General features: G+C 31.2%; 26 protein-coding genes and 1 other annotated feature. Of the genes, 22 read left to right on the top strand and 4 right to left on the bottom strand.

Going from position 1 to position 22,933, the window contains the following annotated elements; genetic code table 11:
- Window positions 1-2 precede the first annotated feature (2 nt).
- Window positions 3-1,355, top strand: coding sequence for an adenosylmethionine--8-amino-7-oxononanoate transaminase (gene bioA, locus B3040_RS04330; RefSeq protein WP_291570582.1), 1,353 nt, complete (start codon window positions 3-5; stop codon window positions 1,353-1,355).
- Window positions 1,356-1,736: 381 nt separating this feature from the next.
- On the opposite strand, the gene B3040_RS04335 is transcribed toward bioA, so the two are convergent.
- The 3 genes from B3040_RS04335 to B3040_RS04345 all read right to left on the bottom strand — a co-directional run bounded on the left by B3040_RS04335 (window position 1,737) and on the right by B3040_RS04345 (window position 4,074).
- Window positions 1,737-2,189 (bottom strand): staygreen family protein, encoded by a 453-nt coding sequence (locus B3040_RS04335; RefSeq protein WP_291570584.1) that lies wholly within the window; start codon window positions 2,187-2,189, stop codon window positions 1,737-1,739.
- Between the two features lie 384 nt (window positions 2,190-2,573).
- Window positions 2,574-3,023 carry a GyrI-like domain-containing protein gene (locus B3040_RS04340; protein WP_291570586.1) on the bottom strand — a complete coding sequence of 150 codons (450 nt, stop codon included), beginning with the start codon at window positions 3,021-3,023 and terminating at the stop codon, window positions 2,574-2,576.
- 79 nt (window positions 3,024-3,102) lie between these two features.
- Complete coding sequence (locus B3040_RS04345; protein WP_291570588.1) at window positions 3,103-4,074, bottom strand: helix-turn-helix transcriptional regulator; 972 nt, start codon at window positions 4,072-4,074, stop codon at window positions 3,103-3,105.
- A gap of 462 nt (window positions 4,075-4,536) precedes the next feature.
- Between B3040_RS04345 and B3040_RS04350 the strand changes: the two genes are divergently transcribed.
- The 8 genes from B3040_RS04350 (at window position 4,537) to B3040_RS04390 (ending at window position 11,023) form a co-directional block, all read left to right on the top strand.
- Window positions 4,537-5,016 carry an NUDIX hydrolase gene (locus tag B3040_RS04350; protein ID WP_291570590.1) on the top strand — a complete coding sequence of 160 codons (480 nt, stop codon included), beginning with the start codon at window positions 4,537-4,539 and terminating at the stop codon, window positions 5,014-5,016.
- A gap of 56 nt (window positions 5,017-5,072) precedes the next feature.
- Window positions 5,073-5,633, top strand: coding sequence for a non-canonical purine NTP pyrophosphatase (locus B3040_RS04355; protein ID WP_291570592.1), 561 nt, complete (start codon window positions 5,073-5,075; stop codon window positions 5,631-5,633).
- Between the two features lie 40 nt (window positions 5,634-5,673).
- Window positions 5,674-6,147, top strand: a complete 474-nt coding sequence (locus B3040_RS04360; RefSeq protein WP_291570594.1) for a GNAT family N-acetyltransferase — start codon at window positions 5,674-5,676, stop codon at window positions 6,145-6,147.
- 177 nt (window positions 6,148-6,324) lie between these two features.
- On the top strand, window positions 6,325-6,831 hold the full coding sequence (locus B3040_RS04365; RefSeq protein WP_291570596.1) for a GNAT family N-acetyltransferase: 507 nt from the start codon (window positions 6,325-6,327) through the stop codon (window positions 6,829-6,831).
- Window positions 6,832-6,953: 122 nt separating this feature from the next.
- Complete coding sequence (locus B3040_RS04370; protein ID WP_291570598.1) at window positions 6,954-8,369, top strand: histidine phosphatase family protein; 1,416 nt, start codon at window positions 6,954-6,956, stop codon at window positions 8,367-8,369.
- A 257-nt stretch (window positions 8,370-8,626) separates the two neighbouring features.
- Entirely contained in the window at window positions 8,627-9,370 is a 744-nt protein-coding gene (locus B3040_RS19480) for an NUDIX domain-containing protein (protein ID WP_349679162.1), read from the top strand.
- A gap of 29 nt (window positions 9,371-9,399) precedes the next feature.
- A complete protein-coding gene (locus B3040_RS04385; RefSeq protein ID WP_291570600.1) occupies window positions 9,400-9,870 on the top strand; it encodes a GNAT family N-acetyltransferase in 471 nt (156 codons plus the stop codon).
- Window positions 9,871-9,934: 64 nt separating this feature from the next.
- Window positions 9,935-11,023, top strand: a complete 1,089-nt coding sequence (locus B3040_RS04390; protein WP_291570602.1) for an alpha/beta hydrolase — start codon at window positions 9,935-9,937, stop codon at window positions 11,021-11,023.
- 98 nt (window positions 11,024-11,121) lie between these two features.
- Here B3040_RS04390 and asnA read toward each other — a convergent pair whose 3' ends face one another.
- A complete protein-coding gene (gene asnA / locus B3040_RS04395; protein WP_291570604.1) occupies window positions 11,122-12,147 on the bottom strand; it encodes an aspartate--ammonia ligase in 1,026 nt (341 codons plus the stop codon).
- Window positions 12,148-12,430: 283 nt separating this feature from the next.
- Window positions 12,431-12,678, bottom strand: a binding site (T-box leader).
- A gap of 381 nt (window positions 12,679-13,059) precedes the next feature.
- Between asnA and B3040_RS04400 the strand changes: the two genes are divergently transcribed.
- From B3040_RS04400 to B3040_RS04460, 13 genes are all read left to right on the top strand, one after another.
- The gene (locus B3040_RS04400) at window positions 13,060-13,260 is read left to right on the top strand and encodes a hypothetical protein (RefSeq protein ID WP_291570606.1); all 201 of its coding nucleotides are present in this window, start codon (window positions 13,060-13,062) and stop codon (window positions 13,258-13,260) included.
- Between the two features lie 52 nt (window positions 13,261-13,312).
- On the top strand, window positions 13,313-14,116 hold the full coding sequence (locus B3040_RS04405; protein ID WP_414632519.1) for a DUF5700 domain-containing putative Zn-dependent protease: 804 nt from the start codon (window positions 13,313-13,315) through the stop codon (window positions 14,114-14,116).
- A 97-nt stretch (window positions 14,117-14,213) separates the two neighbouring features.
- Window positions 14,214-14,993, top strand: a complete 780-nt coding sequence (locus B3040_RS04410; RefSeq protein WP_291570608.1) for a GNAT family N-acetyltransferase — start codon at window positions 14,214-14,216, stop codon at window positions 14,991-14,993.
- 89 nt (window positions 14,994-15,082) lie between these two features.
- Window positions 15,083-15,580 (top strand): NUDIX hydrolase, encoded by a 498-nt coding sequence (locus B3040_RS04415; protein WP_291570611.1) that lies wholly within the window; start codon window positions 15,083-15,085, stop codon window positions 15,578-15,580.
- A gap of 316 nt (window positions 15,581-15,896) precedes the next feature.
- On the top strand, window positions 15,897-16,991 hold the full coding sequence (dnaN, locus tag B3040_RS04420) for a DNA polymerase III subunit beta (RefSeq protein WP_291570613.1): 1,095 nt from the start codon (window positions 15,897-15,899) through the stop codon (window positions 16,989-16,991).
- 243 nt (window positions 16,992-17,234) lie between these two features.
- Window positions 17,235-18,101, top strand: a complete 867-nt coding sequence (locus tag B3040_RS04425) for an aminoglycoside 6-adenylyltransferase (protein WP_291570615.1) — start codon at window positions 17,235-17,237, stop codon at window positions 18,099-18,101.
- 11 nt (window positions 18,102-18,112) lie between these two features.
- A complete protein-coding gene (locus B3040_RS04430; protein ID WP_291570618.1) occupies window positions 18,113-18,577 on the top strand; it encodes a GNAT family N-acetyltransferase in 465 nt (154 codons plus the stop codon).
- Between the two features lie 110 nt (window positions 18,578-18,687).
- Window positions 18,688-19,587 carry an AraC family transcriptional regulator gene (locus tag B3040_RS04435; RefSeq protein ID WP_291570620.1) on the top strand — a complete coding sequence of 300 codons (900 nt, stop codon included), beginning with the start codon at window positions 18,688-18,690 and terminating at the stop codon, window positions 19,585-19,587.
- Window positions 19,588-19,969: 382 nt separating this feature from the next.
- Complete coding sequence (locus B3040_RS04440; protein ID WP_291570622.1) at window positions 19,970-20,413, top strand: hypothetical protein; 444 nt, start codon at window positions 19,970-19,972, stop codon at window positions 20,411-20,413.
- Window positions 20,414-20,450: 37 nt separating this feature from the next.
- Window positions 20,451-20,939: a GNAT family N-acetyltransferase gene (locus B3040_RS04445; RefSeq protein ID WP_291570624.1), complete on the top strand. Its 489-nt coding sequence runs from the start codon at window positions 20,451-20,453 to the stop codon at window positions 20,937-20,939.
- Window positions 20,940-21,135: 196 nt separating this feature from the next.
- Window positions 21,136-21,681 carry a GNAT family N-acetyltransferase gene (locus B3040_RS04450; RefSeq protein WP_291570626.1) on the top strand — a complete coding sequence of 182 codons (546 nt, stop codon included), beginning with the start codon at window positions 21,136-21,138 and terminating at the stop codon, window positions 21,679-21,681.
- A 97-nt stretch (window positions 21,682-21,778) separates the two neighbouring features.
- Entirely contained in the window at window positions 21,779-22,348 is a 570-nt protein-coding gene (locus tag B3040_RS04455; RefSeq protein ID WP_291570628.1) for an AAA family ATPase, read from the top strand.
- Between the two features lie 28 nt (window positions 22,349-22,376).
- Window positions 22,377-22,922, top strand: a complete 546-nt coding sequence (locus B3040_RS04460) for a GNAT family N-acetyltransferase (RefSeq protein WP_291570631.1) — start codon at window positions 22,377-22,379, stop codon at window positions 22,920-22,922.
- The last annotated feature ends 11 nt before the right edge of the window (window positions 22,923-22,933 follow it).

The raw sequence follows: 22,933 nt of genomic DNA on the forward strand, positions 1-22,933 counted from the left end.
ATATGAAGGATTATGTGAAAAAGGATTTGAAATATATATGGCATCCCTGTGGACAAATGAAGGACTATGAAGAACTTAATCCCATAGTCATAGAAAAAGGTGAAGGGGGTTGGCTTTACGATATTCATGGAAATAAATATTTAGACTGTATATCGTCTTGGTGGACAAATACTCTTGGACATAGTAATAAGAGAATCAATGAAGCTATAAAGAAGCAAATAGATAATATTGAACATGTTATCTTTGCAAACTTTTCAAATAAGCCTGCTATAGAGTTATCAGAAAAGCTTGTGAGTATAACACCAGAGAAGCTTACTAAGGTATTTTTTTCCGATAATGGATCCTCAGCGGTGGAGATAGCTTTAAAAATGAGTTTCCACTATCATGCTCAAACAGGAAACACTAAGAAGAAAAGGTTTATAGCTTTAAGTGATGCATATCATGGAGAAACCTTAGGTGCATTGTCTGTATGTGATATAGATCAGTTTAATATGATATATAAACCCTTACTATTAGATACCATAAGAGTAAAGGGTCCAGATTGTTATAGGTGTGAATATTACTTTAATAGAGAAACCTGTAATGCAGAGTGCTTTAATGCCATGGAAAAGTGCTTAATAGAGAATCATGAGGAGATAAGTGCGGTGATAGTTGAGCCTATGGTCCAGGGGGCAGCAGGGATGAAGATTTATTCACCCATTTATTTAAAGAAGCTACGTGACCTTTGTGATAAATACGGAGTACATCTTATTGCAGATGAGATTGCAGTGGGCTTTGGCAGAACTGGTGAAATGTTTGCTTGCAATCATGCTGGAATAAGCCCTGACTTTATGTGCCTTTCAAAGGGAATCTCAGCTGGATACATGCCTATGTCTGTGGTTTTAACAAGGGATGAAGTATATAACTGTTTTTATGGAGATTATAATGAAGGAAAGGCATTTCTTCATAGCCATACTTATGCAGGAAACGCCCTAGGTTGTGCCATAGCCTTGGAAAATTTAAAGATATTTGAAGAAGAGCGTATTATAGAGAGTAATAGAAAAAAAGGCCAGTTAATTAAAAAGCTTACCTTAGAGAAGGCGAAGCACTCAAAACATATTGGTGATATAAGAAGTATAGGAATGATAACAGCAATAGAGATAGTTAAAGATAAGCTTTCTAAAGAACTCTATGATGGACATATGAGGGTTGGTTATGAGATTTATAAGATTGCACTGAAAAAGGGGCTAATATTAAGACCAATTGGAAATGTGCTTTATTTTATACCACCATATATTATTAATGAAGAGGAAATAAAATTCATGGTGAATACTTGTTTTGATAGCATAGAGGAGTATTTTAGTCAATATAAATAATAAGGCATCTTCAAATATAAATAAGTCAGTATGCTCGGCTATTTTGTGTTATACTGCGTCAGCAGAACCCTTAGATAGCTCTACTATCTGCGGAACCTGCTTCCGTGTCTAACTCAAAATATACTTCACATCTTTGACTTGTTATTTAACTAGAAGTATATATGTTTCAACATTGAGTACTCATTTTATTAGAAGTTGATTTGAATAAAATTTCAACTATAAATGTATAAATTTTATTAGAACATATATAGTGAAATACCTTGAGTTTCTACCTATATACAACATTCAAATTCAAAAGAGATAGGACATATGCATAAAGCTCCAACAGTAGTTTTGCATGTGTCCTTTGTTTTTAAGTTAAGGTAAGGTATCTATAAAAAATCAAACAATATAGTCTGAAAAGGTACCCCAATTTTCTATTTTATTATATTTAGGAAGGCTAGATTGAAAAAATACTATTATTGGAACACTATCAAGCTCCCTATGGGCATTGAAAAATTTCTGATCACCATATCTAATAGCTTGTAGAGCCAGGGGTAATTCTTTTCTAAACACAGTATCTCTTATAGCAGCAGTAGTTTCACTGAAATTACCATCTACAAGTAAGTATACATTATAATTATAGCTTGATTCCTTTTGTATCCACTCACCGAGAACTTCATCCCGCATAGAATAATTTATTTTGTTAAAGGCATAATCACTACCAATTGTTAGAAAGAGTTCTGCAGTTAAGTCAGAATGGGTAAGGGTATAACGCCTAGGAATAATAGGCTCAGTTTCAGTAACACCTTGTGTAAATTCAATGAATAGTTTCTCAGGATTAAATTTACTCATGATTCACTCCTAATAAGATTTTTAATACAAATAGTATATGAGGTAAGATAATAGCGGGTGCATGGTTTTGAAGTTTCATATTAATATGTATTATAGCGGGGTGTTACATTAGTATACTTTCTAATATTATAATATCTACAGAATTTAATATAGATATCCACACTCAATTCTTGAGATATACAATGATTTTTTCACTAGGGACGCTAATGAGTATAGAAAGTGAATTTTTGAACAACTATAGTTTTCAATTTGGATATCTATAACAAAAATAATCAAAGTTGCTAAATAAGAAGTGAAAATAAAGATATTCTTATAGATATTTTTATAGATATTTTTATAAAGGAGGAAACACAAAAAGGATGGCCTAGGGCGCATCCTTTTAAACTACTTAATAGGAATATATATGTCAAACTCTCCATTGTTCATAAATCTCTCATCATAAACTTCTAGTTGAGGTCTATAATCCATTTCACATTGTGAAGCAGGAAGCCACTTTGAGAATATGTTTTCATAAAACTCTCCAAGATCTTTTATCGCACCACTATAAGTATATACAAGATATTTGCCCCCTGGAACAACTTTAGTAACCATACCTTCAGGCACATCAGCAAAGGAATCTACTTCTACGCAAGCTGAGTAGTGGAAATTACCTTCTGAATCCATATCACTATCACATATACCATAGCAAAGCATTGATTCACTCTTTTGCTTAATGTCACCATAACGAACATTAAATACCTGCCAAAGCGCTGGAATTTCTCCATTAGCATTGTTTCCAAAGTAACTTAAACCTACAGCCTTAAATTCTTTTGTAGTTAAAATTTTTCCATTCATGATTATTAACTCCCCTCATTGATTTTATGTATTAATTATAACAAGTAATCCTTGCCAACATTATGTCATGAATTTATTCTCATTTATATAAATTTAAAATTTTGGCACTTTTATCTGTTATAAAATTTCTAAGTTCTAAAGGCTTAAAAACCTCTATTCTATCACTAAGAGGAAAAATCACAGTACAGGCTGTTGTAAAATTAATCATATCAATAGTAAGAGTCCAGTTATCTTCTTTATCAAATGAAGAAATTATATTAAAGCCATCAAGGAGTTTTAGGTTTTCTTCAAGGAGTTTAACTTCAACTGGATATATAACTGCTTCAGTGTGAGAAGCAGCTTTTTTTACGAATTGTTCTTTACTGCTTTCCCAAAATGCTTCAAGAGAAAAGTTTTCAGCCATGGTGAAGCCTTCAGAAAGAATTTCAATAGAATCAATTCTACTATATTTAAAAACTCTAACTTCATTTTTTGTCTCACAAAAGGCTGCTACATACCACTGAGAATTTTTTCTCACTGCACCATAGGGTCTTATTATTCTTTGAGAAACCTGACCACCATATTTCTTATAATTAATTTTCAGCTTTTTTAGATCTAGTATAGCTTTTTTTATGATATCTATATTTTCATCTTCTACTATTTTCCCCCACCAAGGTGAAGCATCAACAAAAAACCTATCCTTTGCCTTAAGAATTTCCTGCCTATGTTCTTCAGATAGACTGTTCTCAAGTTTTATAACTGCATTTTTAAGCTGTGCTGATGTTTCAGTATTTTTTTCAGGACTAATACCCATGGTTGAAAGCAGAATAGTAAAAACATCATCACTTTTTAATCCCTCAGCAGATGAATTAATTTTATATCCCTCCATGAAAGAATAGCCTCCATTAGGGCCAGGAATTGACATAATAGGGAGACCAGCCTCACATAGTATATCAATGTCTCTATAAATAGTTCTTTCTGAAGTTTCCAATATTTTTGCTAAATTTACAGCCTTCATAATTCCACGAGAATCAAGAAGCATTATAATTCCTATAAGTCTATGAAGTCGCATAAAAACACATCCTTATCTTAATGTACACAATAAAAATGTATAGGGAACTAGAATAAATTTTTAAAGTATACATCATCTCTATATTGATCCCCTTAAGGTTTAGGGAAATTACCAAATTACCTTTTCCTTAAACAAGCCTATAATTTTAAAATTTTAAGGAGCTTAAATTATAAATAGCACAATAGATACTTTAATAACTAAAATATAAAAACGGTATCTACAATTATTATAGGGAATTACATGAAGTAATTGAAGAGTTTTCTGTGATTATACCTTTTTAATTTTTAACCCAATGCAGAAAGGAATGAGATTGTTTTTACCAGCACTACAATACCTAAAAAAACTATAATCAGAATATTGTCAAAAGTTATAAGATGAGAGGTATATTATTACAGTAATTATATGGTAAAATAGTTGGTAAGTAATATCGAGAAAAACTTAAGTGGATTTATGGAGGTAATTATGAATTATCCAGTACATATAGTATCAGTGGGTGGATTAATAGAGAATAATGAAGGTAAAATTCTTCTTATAAAAAGCCCAGATAGAGGTTGGGAAATTCCAGGGGGGCAAGTTGAACTAGGTGAAGGACTTACAGATGCCTTAAAAAGAGAAATCAAAGAAGAAACAGGAATAGACATTGAAGTTGGTGAGTTAAAGGCGGTGCATTCTAATATAACCAAGAGAATTCAACCAGATGGGGTTACTCCTATTGGAAGTATTGTAAGTTTTGGATTTACTGGTAAGGCAATTTCAGGGGAGTTAAGAACTAGTGAAGAGAGCCTTGAGGTAAATTGGTTTCGAAAGGATGAGATATTAGCTGTAATTAGTGAAGAATTTACTAGAGATAAAGTAACGCATATGCTAAGTAGTGAGAAAAAAGTTACCTATGTTATGTTTTCTCGTAATCCATATCAGATTCATTTAGAGGAGTTGCTTTAGCTCTATGACTTACTTTTATGAGAGAATCTAATTAATGAAAAAGGGGTTAATAAAATATGGACAAGGTTTTAGTTTATGTTACAGGAAATGAAATTAAATTTAATGTTGCCTCTAAAACTTTTGAAAATACTGGAATTACTCTTTTGCAAAAGAAACTGGATACACCAGAAATTCAAAGCAAAAGTGTACAAGAGGTTGCTAAATATTCTGCTAGTTGGGCCAGTGAAAAGCTAGGGAAAGCAGTTATAGTAACAGATGCAGGTTTTTTAATAGAAGCTTTGAATGGCTTTCCAGGACCTTTTATTAAGTTTGTAAATCAATGGTTTTCAGTAGAGGATTACATGAACTTAATGAAAGGAAAGTCAAATAGAAGAATTATTATTCAGGATTGTTTGGCATACTGCTATCCAAATGAAGATCCTATTGTTTTTACTGGGTCTTATATAGGAGAGTTAGCAATGGAACCTAGTGCAAAGCCAGGAACACCGATAGATAGACTCTTCATACCACAAGGTCTTCATATGCCTATTGCAGAAATTCCTGAGGAGCAAATGCTAGCTTATTGGAGTAGTGGAGAGATAATGAGTAAATTCAAGGAGTACATTTTAAATAGATAAAAGACAAGTAATTAAAAATTCTATTAGGAGTATTGAATATATGAAAAGTAAGTGTTTAGAAATGGATAACTTAGAACAAGAAATTGAAATAAAGAAATTTTGTAGTGATGAAGATAAGAACATCACCATTATATTCAAGAATTATAGAGAAGAGGATTTTCAGGAAATTAATAAGTTAAATATGGAAGAAGGATGGACTAATTTGGCTGAAAACCACGAAGATACTAAAAGAGCTTGGGAGAACTCCAATATTAGTATAGTTGCTTGTATTGATGAAAAAGTTATTGGATATATAAGGGGAATAACAGATTGCTATGTAACTCTTTATGTATGTGAATTATTGATACATAAAAACCATCGAGGACTAGGTATAGGAGGAGCACTACTAAAACTAGCACATCAACAATACCCAAAAACTAGAGTTGAACTTTTAGGGTCAAGTTCTTCTCACACTTATTATGAAAAGCTCAATTATAGGGGTTTTTATGGTTTTAGAAAAACAATTAATGAATAACTTATACTTATAAAATAAGATTTAGCTATAAAGTCTAATTTAGCCGATTCCAACTAAAGCCAGTGCTTGTTAATCTGCTAAAGGTTATAGATAATGCTTTTGTAAATTTAATTAGCATATAAGTTTATTTTGATGATTACATATAATTTAGTTATATATAAGAAAGAGAGATATAAAATGAAAAATGAAATATATTTAAAAAAATTTTCTTATGAAGATGATTTTCAGTACTTTTTCAAGTTAGTTTCTAATGAAAAGATTATGGTGATGAACTATGGAAGAGTATTCACCTTGGAAGAAGCTAAAAAATATTATGAAAAAGTATTAAGCATTAATGAAAAGCATAAAGACTTTGGGCAATTTAAGGTTTTTGAAGGCATTACCCATAATTTTATTGGATTAGGTGCTATTGTAGCAAATGAGGAAGTAACAGAAGCAGAAATTGAGTATTTATTGCTTCCGAACTATTGGGGAAAAGGATATGGAAGTAGCCTTGCAGAAACTTTGATAAGTATGGCAAGTGGGGTAAAAAGTATAGAAAAAGTTACAGCAATAGCAGATCCTAACAATGTTGGATCTAAGAAAATATTGCTCAAAAACGGTTTTGTATCTAGTAAGGTATATGAAATTGATGATGGTTCACTGGCAGAAATATTTCATAAAACAATTGAGGATATAAAGTAAGAAAGACTTTAAAGCTTGCTGATTTAATAATGATTATTCATGCAGGGTTTTTAAGGTTAATAAAATCTTATCGAGGAAGTGTGAAAGTTGATAAGATAGATTTTACAAATGGGGGTAGAGTTATGGGAAAGCTCATAGTAGTTAGACATGGGGAAACAGATTTTAATGTAGAGGGCAGATATACTGGAAGAGTAGATGTAAGTTTAAATAAAAAGGGATTAGAACAGGCAAGGATAACAGCAGCAAAACTTAAAGATATGTGTATAGATATTATAATTTCTTCTACTTTAAAAAGGGCAAAGGAAACAGCTGAAATTATTACTAAGGAATTAAAGATACCTATTTTAGAAATGGAAGAACTTATAGAAAAATATGTAGGGGTTTATGAAGGATTAACAAGAGAGGAAGCTAAAGCTAAATATCCACACATGTGGGAAGCTAATGCACCTGAGGGAGCAGAAACTTTAGAAGAAATAAAGGAAAGAGTGTACAAGGCACTAAGTATAATTCAGTGGAAGTATTTACATAACAAAAATGTTCTTTTAGTCACTCACGGTTATGTATCTAAGGTCATCAATAGATTCTTTGATAACTCAACTGATGAAGAATTTGCTAAATATGTTCTTAGGAACTGTGATTATCACGAATACTCCATGTGCCTTAAAAAAAATCTTTATAAAGAACTAGAAGCCTTAGGATTAGAGAATAATGAGCATATAGCACTTGAAGAAATTCGAAATAAAGATGGAATTTATTTATATAGAGTTAAATACAAAGATGAGAATTTTATTCTAAAGTACTTTTTAAACCATGATTACAAGAGAGAGATAAGTAACTACAGTTTACTAAAACGCCTTGAAGTACCAACAATTAAAGTGTTTGGAGCTACTGATAATAGTTTGCTTCTTGAGGATATAGATAAAAGTCAGGATTATAGACTAGGAACAGAAGAAGATTTATCAAATCCTGAAGTGGCAAGGGCTATTGCAAAGTGGTATAAGAAGCTCCACCAGAGAGGTTTAGAAAGACCTATTAAGGATAATGAAAGGTTTTATAGAGAAATAGACTGCATTACTAAAGAAAATATACAGGCTATGAAAATTAAATCTAATACTAAAGATAATAGCCTGTGGAATTTAATAGAAGATAATTGGGGCTTATTTTTAAGCATAATAAAAGGCTTAGAAGAAACTTTAAATTACAATGATTTCTATTGGACAAACCTCGTGGTAAGAAAAGATAAGAAAGAAGCTCTAATGTTTGATTATAACTTTCTAGGAATTGGAAGTAGATATAATGATATTAGAAATGTAACAGTTTCCTTATCAGAAGCTGCAAAAGATGCATTTATGGATGAGTATGGTGGTTTTAGCCAAAAGGAGAAAGTTATTGATGATGTAACTACGCCACTTATAACCTTGATAAGTGCTTATAAAAAGGATACATTTCCTAAATGGGCAGAGGAAGCACAAAAGTCCATTAATGATGGAACTTTAGAGAAAAACATAAGAAATTTGTTAGAATTAAACGGTTCATAAGCAATAAGGCTTAGTAAATAAGGGGAGTATGAAATTAACAATTTAAATTTACTAAATATATAGGGCAATAACATTTTGGTAGGTTTAAGTGGACATACTTCTATAAGGGTCTTTTAAACAGCTTGCAGTTCTTAAACTTAATTAATTTGCTTTTAAAGCTTTTTAAATATGCTTCTAAGTTTGCATTATAAAACCAACTTGTTCATTATTCAATAAATGATATAGATATATAGTTTATAAATAAGGGAGAAAAACAAATGTTAAGAGTAAATTTTTATGATTTAAATTCAGTGGAAGAAGATAAACTTAAATTTGCAGTTATTACAGCAGAATATAAAGATAAATGGATATTTGTAAAACATAAAGAGCGAGAAACTTGGGAAATTCCTGGGGGACATAGAGAAGAAAAAGAAAATATATATGCTACTGCATCAAGAGAACTCATTGAAGAAACAGGCGCAAAGGATTTTTCTATGATACCAATATGTATTTATTCTGTAGATAAGGGAGAAGGGGAGTCTTATGGACAATTATTTTACTCGAAAATTCATCACCTGGGTGAATTGCCAGAATTGGAAATTGGTGAAATTAAATTATTTGATAACATACCTGAAAATTTAGCATATCCTCTCATTCAACCACATTTATTTAGAAAAGCAGAAAAATACAAAAGTAATAAAATGAACACTGAAGTAATAGATAAATTTAGCAATATACAAAAAGAAATATTTCATAATAAGGTTAAAAAGGGATTTAACATTACAAATGTTGAATTAGAGTTTTGCTTAACTAATGGGGAACTTGCAGAAGCCTTTGAAGCCTATATAAAAAAGCTACCAACTGTAGGTGAGGAGTTAGCGGATGTTGCAATATATTTATATGGAATTGCAGAAATCTTAGGCTATGATTTAAAGGAAGAAATCTTAAAAAAGGTAGCAAAAAATAAGGATCGCATATACAAAGATATAAATGGTGTAACCACTAGAATCAGTGAAGGTTAGTAACTAGTATTTTTATGGGGGGAATTTAGATGATATATAGACAAGCAGCAGAAAGGGATTTAATGGAGCTTGCTGAAATTAGATGGGACTTTCAACACGAGAACTATGATATTTGTAAAGATATATCAAAAGAAGAATTTTTAGAACAGTGCTTTATCTTTTTAAAGGATGGGCTAATTAAAGGAGAATGGATTTATTGGATAGCTGAAGACAATAACTTAATAGTATCCCAAATTTTTGTTCGAAAAATTAGAAAGATACCAAAGCCACAACATTTGGTTGATGAGTACGGCTATGTTACAAATGTTTATACAAGGCCACATTACAGAAATAAAGGCATTGGAAAACAATTAATGGAACAGGTTAAACAATGGGCAGTTAGCTGTGATTTAGAAATATTAATTGTTTGGCCAAGCACCGAAGCAGTTCAATTTTACGAAAGAGCAGGCTTTAAAGGAGAAAATGATATCATGGAGTTAGTTATTAGAGAAGATTATTAAAGTTTAGCGATGATGATTATTAAAAACTTGTAGTGAATAACAAAAGCAGTGGGGAGATGATATATTGGACACTGAGAAAGAAATTATAAAATCAGTAAAAAATAAAAAACCAAAAAGAATTAGAAAAGCACTGAGGATATTTGGATTAACTATGTTTGGTTTATTAATAGCAGGTTTATTCTTTCCAACTTGGACACCTGCTATTAAGGGTGAGAATAGTGTTAGCATATTTGAAAAAGTTTCAATAAACGGAAGTAAGCATCAACTGATGATTAGGGGCGTGGATAAAAATAATCCTATTATAATTTTTGTGCATGGAGGCCCAGGATGTTCTGAAATTCCATATGTTAGAAAGTATCAAGATAATCTAGAAGAAAAGTTTACCATAGTTCATTATGATCAACGTGGAACTGGAAAGTCCTATAGTTTTTTTCAGGATTATTCAGAGTTATCTCCAGATTTACTGGTTGATGATTTAATTGAATTAACTAAGTATATTCAAGAAAGATTTGGAAAGGATAAGGTGCTTTTAGCTGGTCACTCTTTTGGATCATATCTTGCAATGCAAGCCGCTGCTAAAGCTCCAGAAAATTACATTGCATATATAGGAATTGGACAAGTTTCAAATTTGCCAGAAAGTGAACTAGAATCCTTAAATTATTGTGTTGAGGAAGCTGCAAAAGTAGGAAATAAAGAAGATATTGAAAAACTCCAAAAAATTAGAAGTGACGTTGAAAATGGAAATAACTTTGTTCCACGGATGTATATACAAAAATATGGTGGGGGAGCACGCCTCATTGATGAAAGTGGTGACTATTTAGATGGTTATATTACTAATCGAGAGTATAATTTGCTTGATATAATTCGTTTTAACCTTGGGGTCAAAAAAAGTGAGGCTATGATACCGGGATTACTTAAAAAGCCGTTGACAAGTCTTGTTACAAAACTTGAAATCCCTTGTTATTTTCATATGGGACAATATGATTACAAAACTTCAGCAAAAGCTGCAAAAAATTATTTTGATTCAATTGAAGCTCCTGAAAAAGAATTTATATTGTATTTGGAATCAGCACACTATCCACAATTTGAGGAAGAAGAAAAATTTGATCAGTGGCTTGTGGAGAAGTTTTCAGATTCAGAGATAAAACATTGAGATTAACCTAGTATAACATTCCATTTTGAGGTGAGAAAAAAACATATTGCAAAATGGAATGTTAATAATTATATTTTTGATTTTTATTAAGTTAATTTCTACAAGAGTAATATATTAGCCTTTTCACACTCTAGAATCATATACTCTGGCCACATTGCAGCTTGAACTTCACCTATATGTGCCTTTCTTAAAAAGAACATGCATATTCTTGATTGACCTATTCCTCCACCTACAGTATATGGAAGGCTACCTTGAAGTAGCATTTTATGATACTCTAGTTCTTTACGATCTTCACATCCTGCAATTTCAAGTTGTTTTATAAGTGCTTCTTCATCAACTCTTATACCCATTGAAGACAGCTCAACAGCTCTATCAAGTATTGGGTACCAGAAGATTATATCTCCATTCAGTTCCCAATCATCGTAATCAGGGGATCTTCCATCATGTTTCTCTCCTGATTTTAATGTGCCGCCGATTTTCATAATAAATACTGCACCCTTTTCCTTAGCAATAGCATTTTCTCTTTCCTTAGCAGTAAAGCTTGGATACTTATCCTCAAGTTCCTGAGCTGTGATAATATAAATGTCTTGTGGAAGTGTTTTATCTATATCTGGGTAAATGCTGCATATATACTCTTCACTATCCTTGAAAACCTTGTATATCCTTTGGACTATATTCTTTAATACTTCCTCGTTTCTCTCATTCTTATCAATGACTCTTTCCCAATCCCACTGATCAACATACATTGAGTGAAGATTATCAAGGTCCTCATCTCTTCTTATAGCATTCATATCAGTATAAAGACCTTCACAAGTTTGGAATCCATATCTTTTTAGAGCTATTCTCTTCCATTTTGCTAAGGATTGGACTATTTCAAAGTTATAACCTTTAATGAACTTTGAATCAAATACTACAGGTCTTTCTACACCATTAAGATTGTCATTTATACCAGTATCCTTTCTAACAAAAAGTGGAGCAGATACTCTTGTAAGGTTAAGTTCCTTTGCAAGTTTTGTTTCAAAATAGTCCTTCAACTTCTTTATGGCTATCTCTGTCTCTCTAATGTTAAGTTTAGTTTTATAGCCTGATGGTATTGTTAATAATTTTTTGTAAGTTTGTTCCATGACAATCCTTCCTTTCAACTAGATGATGTAGTGTGTGTACAATTGTACTGATAAAATTAATATATTAGGGCATGTTGAAAAACAAATAAGTTAGTATTTTCGTCTATTTTGTGTTATATTGCGTCAACAGAACTATTAGTTAGCGCTACTATCTAAAGAGCTGGTTTTCTTATCTGCACAAGCTTGCTTGTGAACTCAAAATATCTTTCACGTCTTTGACTTGTTATTTGTTTTTACATACCTAATTAAGAAAAATAGGTAAATAAAAAAGTCTTTCATCCCTGTAAGGGACGAAAGACTAAACTTCCGCGGTACCACCCAAATTAGCAAAATGCTCTTCTCAATCAGTACGGAATAATGCTTCGATACTGTCCAATCTATAACGGTTTGGCTCCGTCTAAGCCTACTCTCCAGAAGGATTTTGGTTAGAAACTCCGAGATGCTCTTCATTACAATCATCATATCAGGATTCCACCATCCCTGACTCTCTAAAAATCTTCTTGTAATTACTCTTCTCATCATAGTTTTTGCTTTAAGTTATTAATTATTATAATTATGTCCAGGGAAATAGTCAACATGTTTTTATAAAACTTTGAAAGTTTAATTTTGAAAAACTTCATTTATTCCAAAAATCAAATTATAAAATAAAAGATGATGAAGTAAGCGATTTTATTCTCATAAAAATGATGCGTTAAAATCACGTCCTTTTTTATAGATGTAATATTATCATATTGTAATATAGAAATTAGGCTTTCGTTAAGTTTATTTAAGCAAGAAAGTTATAGGTATATTATTACAGTGAATATATGGTAAAATAGAGAGGGAAATGTAAAAGTGTTTTGTAACTAGTCATAAATATTTAAAATCAATTACTAAGATTTAATAGCAGGGTATACCTAGGGGAGGGCAAAAATGAATATAAAAATTAATACTAGTACAATAAGGCCAATGATGGACATCTGTGAAAAATACATAGCTGGGGAGAATATTGAAAAAGAATTAAGGGGTATTTTAAATCATGAGGATTACTTAGTTGAATTAGAACGTTATAACACTGCGGGGGGGACCGAGAGGGGGATTCTCACAAGAAGAATTTATAGATTTTTTTACTAATTTAAATAATTTAAGCTATACAGATATAAAAAACATACGACTAAGAGAAAGATTGGCAAGCTTTCAGTATGTATTAAAAAATATTGATAAGTATAAGGCATTAATGCCTTTCATAGAAAGTATTTCTGCTGAAAAGGTAAGAGCTGCTCTTAAGAAAACTAAAAAAGGTTTACCAGAAGAGATTGGTTTTGAGGAAGTTGAGTTAATCTTTTCTATAGGATTAGGACCATCAATGGGATGGTTCTATAAAAATTATTCTCATTATGATGTGATTGAATTCTTTAAAGATTTTAATGAAGAAATTCTACTCAGTACTATTGCTCATGAATATCATCATGTTGGGTACAGAATACTTAGTTCTAATTTAGATGAATCAACATTTACTGTAGAGGAAACCTTTTATTCTCTATTTTCGGGAGAAGGACTAGCTATTAAGTATTGCAACAATTACAAGGGATTATTGACTACTAATATATATAATGAAATAGCAAATATAGGAGTAGATGAAAAGTCTTATAAATATTTCATGGAAGAATTTAAAACAATATATGAAAAATTTCTGTCTGATATTCAAGACATTAGAAGTGGAAAATTTAAAACCGAAGAAAAATTAGTGCAAATGTTCATGAAATATTGGATGAGCACAAGAACCAATAGAGTTAAAGATAATGAGCCTGATGATCTTGGACAAAGCTTAAATTATTTTATAGGTGCTGAAATATGGGGATTAATTCATGATACTTATGGGAAAGAAAAATTATATGAAATATTAAAAAATCCATCACTATTTTTAAGTTGTTACAACAAGGCAGTAAGTAATATAGGCAGAAATGACCTGTTAATACCAGAAGTTTAGGAAGGAAAATATATAAAGCAAACAGCATATAATCCTTATAAAAAGTTTAGGTTTGAAGAGTTTAATTTATAAATTTTATAAAGGAAGTATAAGAAAGATGAACAAAGAAGTTATACGAAAAGTTGCAATGGAACAATCAGCTATAGACTTTAATTGTTCTGTTGATTATTTTTTAAGCAATAAGGATAGGGTTGTAATATCTAAATTAAATAAGAGAAGTAAAAAGTGTTATAAAAAGAGGTTATTTTGTGGACTTGCATACTACGGTGAAGGGGTAGTTGCAACAGTAGATGAAAGTATAAAGGATTTTATGGAAAAGTTTCTAAATAAATATCATGGATTCAGAGCTTTTGATACTCCACAATTAGTTCTTTTAAATAGAGAACTTGAAAAGTACGGTAAGATGGTATGTTTTATAGCTGAGTGTTTTCTTCCAGATGTTGAAAAACAGGTTTTAATTAATAAGAATATAGATGTAAAGATACTGTCTGAGGAGGAAATACCATCTTTGTATGAAGATGAAAGATTTCATATGGCTTTAACTTATAATAATGACGGTGATAAAAAAGATGTGTTAGCTGTGGTTGGATATATTGATGGAAAAATAGCAGGGGTAGCAGCAGCAAGTAATGATTGTGAAAACATGTGGCAAGTAGGTATTGACGTATTGCCAGAATTTAGAAAGCAAGGGGTTGCTAAAACACTTACTAAGATTTTAACAGATGAAGTAATCAAGAGAGGAAAAGTACCCTATTACTGTACAGCTTGGTCAAATATAGCATCAAAAAATAATGCAATCAGTTGTGGATACAAAACTTCATGGGTAGAGATAGGTGCAATTGATATTGAAGATGCAATGAGTATTATTGGAGGATAAAGTTTGTATAAACATAGAGTCTAAGAATAGACTTTATAAAGTTTAAATGACTATACTTTATTTTAATGAATATATGGGAGGGAATATGAATGGAGATATTTGCAAAACCAGCTGTGGGAGCAATTATTGAGAAAGAAATTAATGGAGTTTTACATGTTTTAATTCAAGAAAGGTGTAAGGAAGAACACTCTGAAGATAATGGATTAATTGAAATCCCAGCAGGAAAAATAAGAGAGTATGAGAATATTTTTGATAGTTTACGTAGGGAAGTATGGGAAGAAACTGGATTAAAATTAACTAAGATACAGGGAGAAGAAGAGGCTATTGTTACTCACTGTAATGGATATAAAGTAATGAGTTTTAATCCATTTTATTCTTCACAAAATTTAAGTGGTGCTTACTCTATAATGCTCCAGACTTTTATATGTAAAGCAACAGGAGAATTACTAGAGAATTCTGATGAATCAATAAACCTTAGATGGATTTCACTTGATAAGCTTAAAACTTTCATAGAAGAAAATGAAGCTTCCTTTTATCCAATGCATATCAATGCTTTGAAAAAATATCTAAGAGAAAAATTAAGTTAGAAGGTTAACTTTGTAGAGGCTTTCAAAGGGAGATTTAATTTGTTTGCTTCAGTAAGTTATTAATTGATGAGCTTAGTAAATGGAGAAAGTAAAAGGATGTGCAAAAACACATCCTTTTACTTTGGAATAGTTTATTTTACTATAATTTTGGGGTTAGGTTTTGTCTTATATTTTATTCAGGAAGAGGACTTAAGGTATATTTTCACGGTAAGCATATGGTAAAATAAAAAGATAAGTTATAAAAATATTGCGAAAGCAATATTGATTGAAAAGCAGATGATAGATTTATACATAATTAATTATGGGGGTTAAAGGAATGAAATTTACTATTAATAAAGATGAGTTTTTTAAGGGGATACAAGAAGCTCAGAGAGTTATTTATTTAAAAAGTGGATTTACAACACTGCAAGGAATTTTAATAAAAGCAAAAAAAGATTATCTGATGATTGCAGGAGGAGATAAAAACTTATATCTAGAAACTGAAGTTAAAGCAGAGGTTTATGAGGAAGGCAGCATTGTAGTGGAGTCAAAATTGATAGGAGATATAATAAGAAAGTTACCTGATGCACCAATAGAAGTCAGTACTGTAAGTGATAGAAATATAAAAATTATTTGTGATAAAAATATAATAAATTTAGTTTATCAAGATGAAGGAAGTTTTCCAAAGATGCCAGAAATAAAAGAAGATATTAAAGTAGCTATACCACAAAAGGTTATAAAAAGGATGATTAAGGGAACTACCTTCGCAACAGATCAAAGCGGTCTAAGACCTATATATTCAGGAGTTCTTTTCGATTTAAAAGATAATGAACTTAATATGGTGGCATTAGATGGTATTAGAGCGGCTATATGTCATTACCTAAATGAAAATAAAGGAATTATTAGTGTTGTAATACCTGGGCGCACACTAAACGAAGTAGCTAAAATTAGTGAAACTGAAGATACTGAGGTTAAAATTACATTTACTTCAAATCAAATATTATTTACTATTGGTAAAACAAAAGTAATATCCACACTATTAGATGGAGAGTTTGGAAAATATGAAACTTTTATACCAAATGAATACACTTTAAAGGTTACGATGAATAAACAAAGCTTAATTGATAATTTAGAAAGAGCATCAATAATTGGGAGAGAGGGGAGCTTTAGTTCAGTCCTATTAGATATGCAGGATGACAAGATGTACATTACTTCCAGTTCACAAATTGGAGATATAAAAGGAGAGTTAGATGTATTATTGCAGGGGCTACCTTTACAGGTAAAAGCAAATTCAAAATATATATTAGATGCATTAAATGCTATAGAAGATGAGGAAGTTATGCTTAAGTTTACATCTAGCCTATCTGTTTTTGTAATTACTGAAAGAATCAATGAGAACTCTACTTATTTAATATCACCAGTGAGAATGTAGTTTTTGATTGAAACCTCTGAAACCCGTATGAATACTATTTATTCTTATCTTTTTATATGGATAAGAAAAAAAGTATATCAATAAATATTTATATCAAGAAGTATTTATAAGAATATTTATTGGTATAAATATGTGTTTTTGCATTGATAATGTCTATAAAAATGATGATTGGATGGGAGAAGCTATTCAGAAAGTAGATATTAAATTAAGGCTCAAAGGAATAAAGTTAATGAGGTGAGGATTTTGAGAAGTGAAAAGGAAATCATGGATTTAATACTACGGGTGGCTAAAGAAGATGACCGTATTAGAGCAGTTTACATGGGAGGTTCTAGGACAAACCCTAAAGTAGAAAAAGATATTTATCAGGATTACGATATTGTCTATGCGGTAACAGAGACTAAATCCTTTTTAGAAGATAAGAGTTGGATTTCTGTGTTTGGAGATATTGCTGTAATGCAGGAACCAGATTTATTTGATGTAGCTTATGGAAGAAAACATAATTTCCATCAGTCCTACACCTGGTTAATGCTATTTAAGGATGGAAATAGAATTGACTTGGGAATAAAAACTAAAGAAGAAATGTTAGAGGATTATTTAGAGGATAAACTTACTTTGCCACTTTTAGATAAGGATAATTGCTTACCTAAAACACAGGCGCCAACGGATGAAGATTACTGGGTAAGAAAACCTACAGAGCTACAGTATATTTGTTGTTGTAATGAATTTTGGTGGTGTTTGAACAATGTAGCAAAAGGAATTATAAGGGATGAGCTACCCTATGCCATGTGGATGTATAATGTAATCGTAAGAAACATGGTTGAAAAAATGATAGATTGGCACATTGGAACAAACACAAACTTTTCTGTGTCACCAGGAAAACAGGGTAAGTATTATAAAAAGTATCTTACTAAGGAACCTTATGGAATGTATTCAAAAACCTATACAGATAGCAATTATGAAAACTTTTGGGCTGCAGTATTTACGGCTTGTGAGCTATTTAGAACTACTGCATTAATAGTAGGGGAGAATCTAGGATATAAGTATAATATAATTGAAGATGAAAATATGACAGAGTATTTACTCAAAGTAAAAAGTAATCAATATGATTAGGAGGATTAGTCATGGAAAGTTTAGAATTTATAAGTGGTGGCAGAGAACTATTAGATTTCGTAAAGCCCCTATGGGAAAAATTAAATAAGCATCATGAAGAAAGCTCTAAAAACTTTTCACATAAGTTTAGTAGCTTAAATTTTGAAGTTAGAAAAAGTAAGTTTATAAATGATGAAGATATGCAAGTTAAAATTGATTTAATTAAAGATAAGGAACAAAAAAAATATATTGGATATTGTATTAGCACAATTAATGCAGATTTAACTGGAGAAATTGATTCCTTGTTTGTAGATAAGGCATACCGTAAATATGGTATAGGGGATAAGCTAATGACTAGGGCGTTACAATGGCTAGATGATAATAAAGTTAAAACAAAAATAATTGGTGTAGCAGAAGGAAACGAGAATGTGCTAGATTTTTATAAAAAATATGGCTTTTATAAAAGGAGAATAATTTTAGAACAAATTGAAGAATAAGGATTAAGGTTGAGGAGATTCAAGAGCAAAAACCCTGCAGATTTGTACCTAAAATGCAGGGTATCTTCACATTGCCTTTGTTAAAATTAGTATGAAAGGAGGATGAGGCTATGGAATGGGTTCAAAGAATGACAGCAACTGTGGATTATATTGAAGGACATATAGCTGATGATATTATGTATGATGAGGTAGCAAAAATTGCTTGTTGTTCCATGCATCAATTTGGACGTGTTTTTTCTTATATTGTTGGTATATCTTTAGCGGAATATATACGTCGCAGGAGATTAACCCTTGCTGCACTAGAACTTCAGAGCAGTGACACAAAAGTAATTGATGTGGCCTTAAAGTATGGATATAATTCTCCAGATGCTTTTACTCGTGCCTTTGTTGAAATGCACAGAACAACTCCAAAGGGAGCGCGTACTTTAGGAGTAAAACTTAAAGCCTATCCGCCCATCACCTTTCATATTTCGATAAAAGGAGATGTTGAGATGGAATATCGTATTGAAGAAAAGAAAGAGATAAGTTTAGTTGGGATTGTTAGACAAATAAAGAGGCAGTCTGCAAATACTACAGCTAATGATTGGAAGGAATCTTCAGGTGAAACATGGGATCTATGGGATAAATTTTTGAATGGTGGTACTGATAGGAAACTAGCATGTAATTACAAACTTTATCGCAGTCCCATGTGGCAGATGGGTTTTACTCAGACACTAGAAAATGGAGAAACATTAATAGCTATTGGTGCTGAAGCAGATGAAAATGTTGTTACAGACCTAGAAACTTACACTATACCAGCGAGCAAATGGGTAGTTTTCACTGTGAGAGGTAGCCTAAGTAACAAAGAACATCCAATTGATGCCGTTTGGACCAGGATAACAACAGAATGGCTTCCTTCATCTGGATACGAGAGGTCAGCAAACTATGAAATTGAGGTTTATCTACCAGGAAATACAGATAGTGATGATTATATATGTGAAATATGGGTTCCTGTAAAAAAACAAAAGTAGGGTTCCAAAATATAAAAATATGGAATATATAAACAATTTATGGTAAAATATTAGCACATTAAAATTGAATTTGATTATTCTCACAAGTGTTATATTGTCTATGAAAATTAATATCGTTCATAGACAATATAATCCTATATAAAAGCAATATTATGAGGTTTCAAGGCGTAAGGTATTTAATCCATCACTAAATACCTTAGGGGAACCACCATAGGAGCAATGTAAAAGTTAGACCTGACCTTGGTTCTAATAATACAATAAAAAATTAATTTGAAAGATAAAGGCTAGAGTTAAGAAGATTTATTATAAAACTCTAGCCTTTAACAAAAGCAAAATTATAAAGTCCATGAAAAAAATTATTAGTCATCTAAGGAGAGTAAGTATGAAATTAGTGTATCGGTTATTATTTGGCTTACATTTGTTTGTTGGAATTGGTGCCATGGCTGGGGGATTAGCAGCTATTATTAACCCATTAGAGCCTTTGGGCATGCCACTTGAACCATTAAAAAATTCACCTTTTAGCAATTACTTAATACCTGGGATTATTTTGTTTGCTATTATAGGTCTTGGCAATATCTTAAGTATTTTAACCATTTACACTAAATCAAAATTTCAAGGTTACATAAGTGGTGTTTTTGGCGGGGCTTTGATGATTTGGATAATAGTTCAATGTGTAATGCTAAGAGCAGTGGCTTTTTTACATGTTTTATTTTTTATTATAGGATTAGTCCAAGCCGCATTAGCAAGTGCTGTTTTACTTGAAAAGGGATTGTTCCCATTAAATATAGTAATAAAACTTTACAAAGAAATGAAAAAAGAAGTTTAAACAAAGAGTAGAATAAACATTTAAGGAGAAAAATTTAATGGAGGTATGTTTAAGAAAAGTAGGATTAGAAGATGCACAGATTATTCATGAAATGCAAGTTAAAGCTTTTGAAAGTTTGTTAGAGAAATATGAGGACTATGAAACAAACCCAGGAAATGAATCTTTAGAAAAGGTAATTAGTAGAATAAAACAGGAAAAGAGTGACTATTACATTATCAATATGGACAAGGCTAATGTTGGAGCAATTAGAGTAGTAAAGGTTGAAAACAGGATTTATCGTGTTAGTCCTATTTTTGTATTACCAGAATACCAAGGAAGAGGGATAGCTCAAAAGGTCTTTGAACTAATTGAAGCCATATACAGTGATGCCATAGAATGGATACTAGACACCATATTACAAGAAAAAGGAAATTGTTACTTATATGAAAAGCTTGGCTATAGAAAAACAGGAGAAATAAAAGTAATTAATGATAAATTAACCATTGTGTTTTATAGTAAGAAATGTTTGGCACCTGAATATAAATAACCAATCAAAGATGTGAGTGATATTTTGAGTTCACAAGCAAGCTTGTGCAGGCAAGGAAGCAGGTTCTTTAAATAATAGAGTTAATTAAGGATTCTGTTAACGCAATATAACACAAAATAGATCAGTATACTAACTTAGTTATTATTTAAACATGCTTTAGTGCACTATATTAATTTTTTGACAAGGAGCGATACCTATGAAAAACATAGAAATAAGCAGACCGAAGATTGAGGATATAGAAGAAATCAATAAGTTCTTTGAACTTGTGCTTAGAGATACCTTTGAGAGAAACGGAATTTTAGATTTAGTTGATACTTTTGACAATGAAATTATTGATAAGAGAAGATGTTTAAATCAAGATATAGAGAGCCAAGGTACGAATAGGTTTTTTCTTATAGCAAAAGAGGGGGCGAAAATAGTTGGCTCAATTGAATATGGTCCTTCCAATGAACTGATAGATACCTGCACTAAGGGAAAATTAAAGTCTTTACTTGAAATAGGAACAGTGTTTGTTCATCCTGATTACCAAAAGCAAGGTATTGGGAGCAGGATGTTCAATGCTATATTTGAAGAACTTCATAGAAAAGGAATAAAGGAATTTTGTTTCGACAGTGGCTATAAAAGTGCTCAGAAAATATGGATGAATAAGTTTGGAAAGTCTGAGTACCATTTAAAGGATTTTTGGGGTAAAGGTGAGGACCATATGGTATGGCGAGTAAATGTACAAGATGTATTAAAATAAATAATTATATCTTGGAACAGTGATTAAAGAACTACGTGTAGAAGGGGAAAAGTTAAATACAAAATAGTTTAGTGTTTTAGCTATGGAGATGAGATTTATGAAAGAAAATTTAATGATTATAGTTTCAGGGGCGCCAGCTGTTGGGAAAACAACCTTGAGTAAGGATTTAGCTCAAAGATTTAATTTACCAGTGATTAATAAGGATGAGATTAAAGAATTACTTTTCAATACTATAGGTGTTAGAGACGAAGAATGGGGACTTAAACTTGGAGGTGCAAGTTTTGAGCTTACCTATTTATTTGCTGAAAAACTTTTACAAACAGGAAAATCCTTTATTGTAGAGGGGAATTTTGATAATAGATATTCAACAAAAGCTTTCTTAGATATAAGAAAAAGGATTTCCTACAAAGTAGTGCAATTATATTGTTACTGTGAAGTTGATATTCTATATAAAAGATTCATAAATAGAAATAATTCAGGGGAAAGGCATATAGGGCATATCAGACCAGTAGGAAGTTTCGAAGAATATAGTAAAAATATAAACAATAGAGAGTTTAAGCTAAATATTGAAAATAGCATAACTATAGATATTGATACTACAGATTTTAATAAAGTAGACCTTGAAGCAATTTATAAAACTGTTGAAAAAAGTTTAGCCTTGTATTAATTTTAAACATATACATTGGGGGGATAATATGTTAAATGGAAAAAGTATTAGTCTTAGATTGATTCAAGATGAAGATATACCAGAAATGTTAGAATTAATGAATGACTTAACTCATAGGGGAACTTATTTAGGGGTTGAGTTGCATCATGAAAGTAAGATAAGAAACTATCATTCTGAAGCAGGTTTTTGGGAGAGCGATTTTGGAAGAATGCTAATAACAGATAAGTCCAATAGAATTTTAGGAGCAATTACATTCTTCAAAGGAATTGGAGACTGCGAAGGTTATGAGATTGGTTGTCAGATTTACAGGAATGAAGATAGAAGTAAGGGTTATGCCACAGAAGCTATAAAGCTTTTTTGTGCATATATATTTGAACTTAAACCCATACAAAGGCTTCAAATATGTACCGTTAAAGAAAATATAGCAGCAAGAAAAGCAGCAGAAAAATGTGGTTTTCTTTATGAGGGAACTATGAGAAAAGCATTTTTCGCAAGGGGAAAATATCATGACTTAGATATTTTATCAATGTTAAGAGAAGAGTGCAAATTTCTATTGAATGAATTATCATACTAAGAAATAAGGTT

Source organism: Clostridium sp. UBA4548, assembly GCF_002387895.1.
Taxonomy (GTDB): domain Bacteria; phylum Bacillota; class Clostridia; order Clostridiales; family Clostridiaceae; genus Clostridium_J.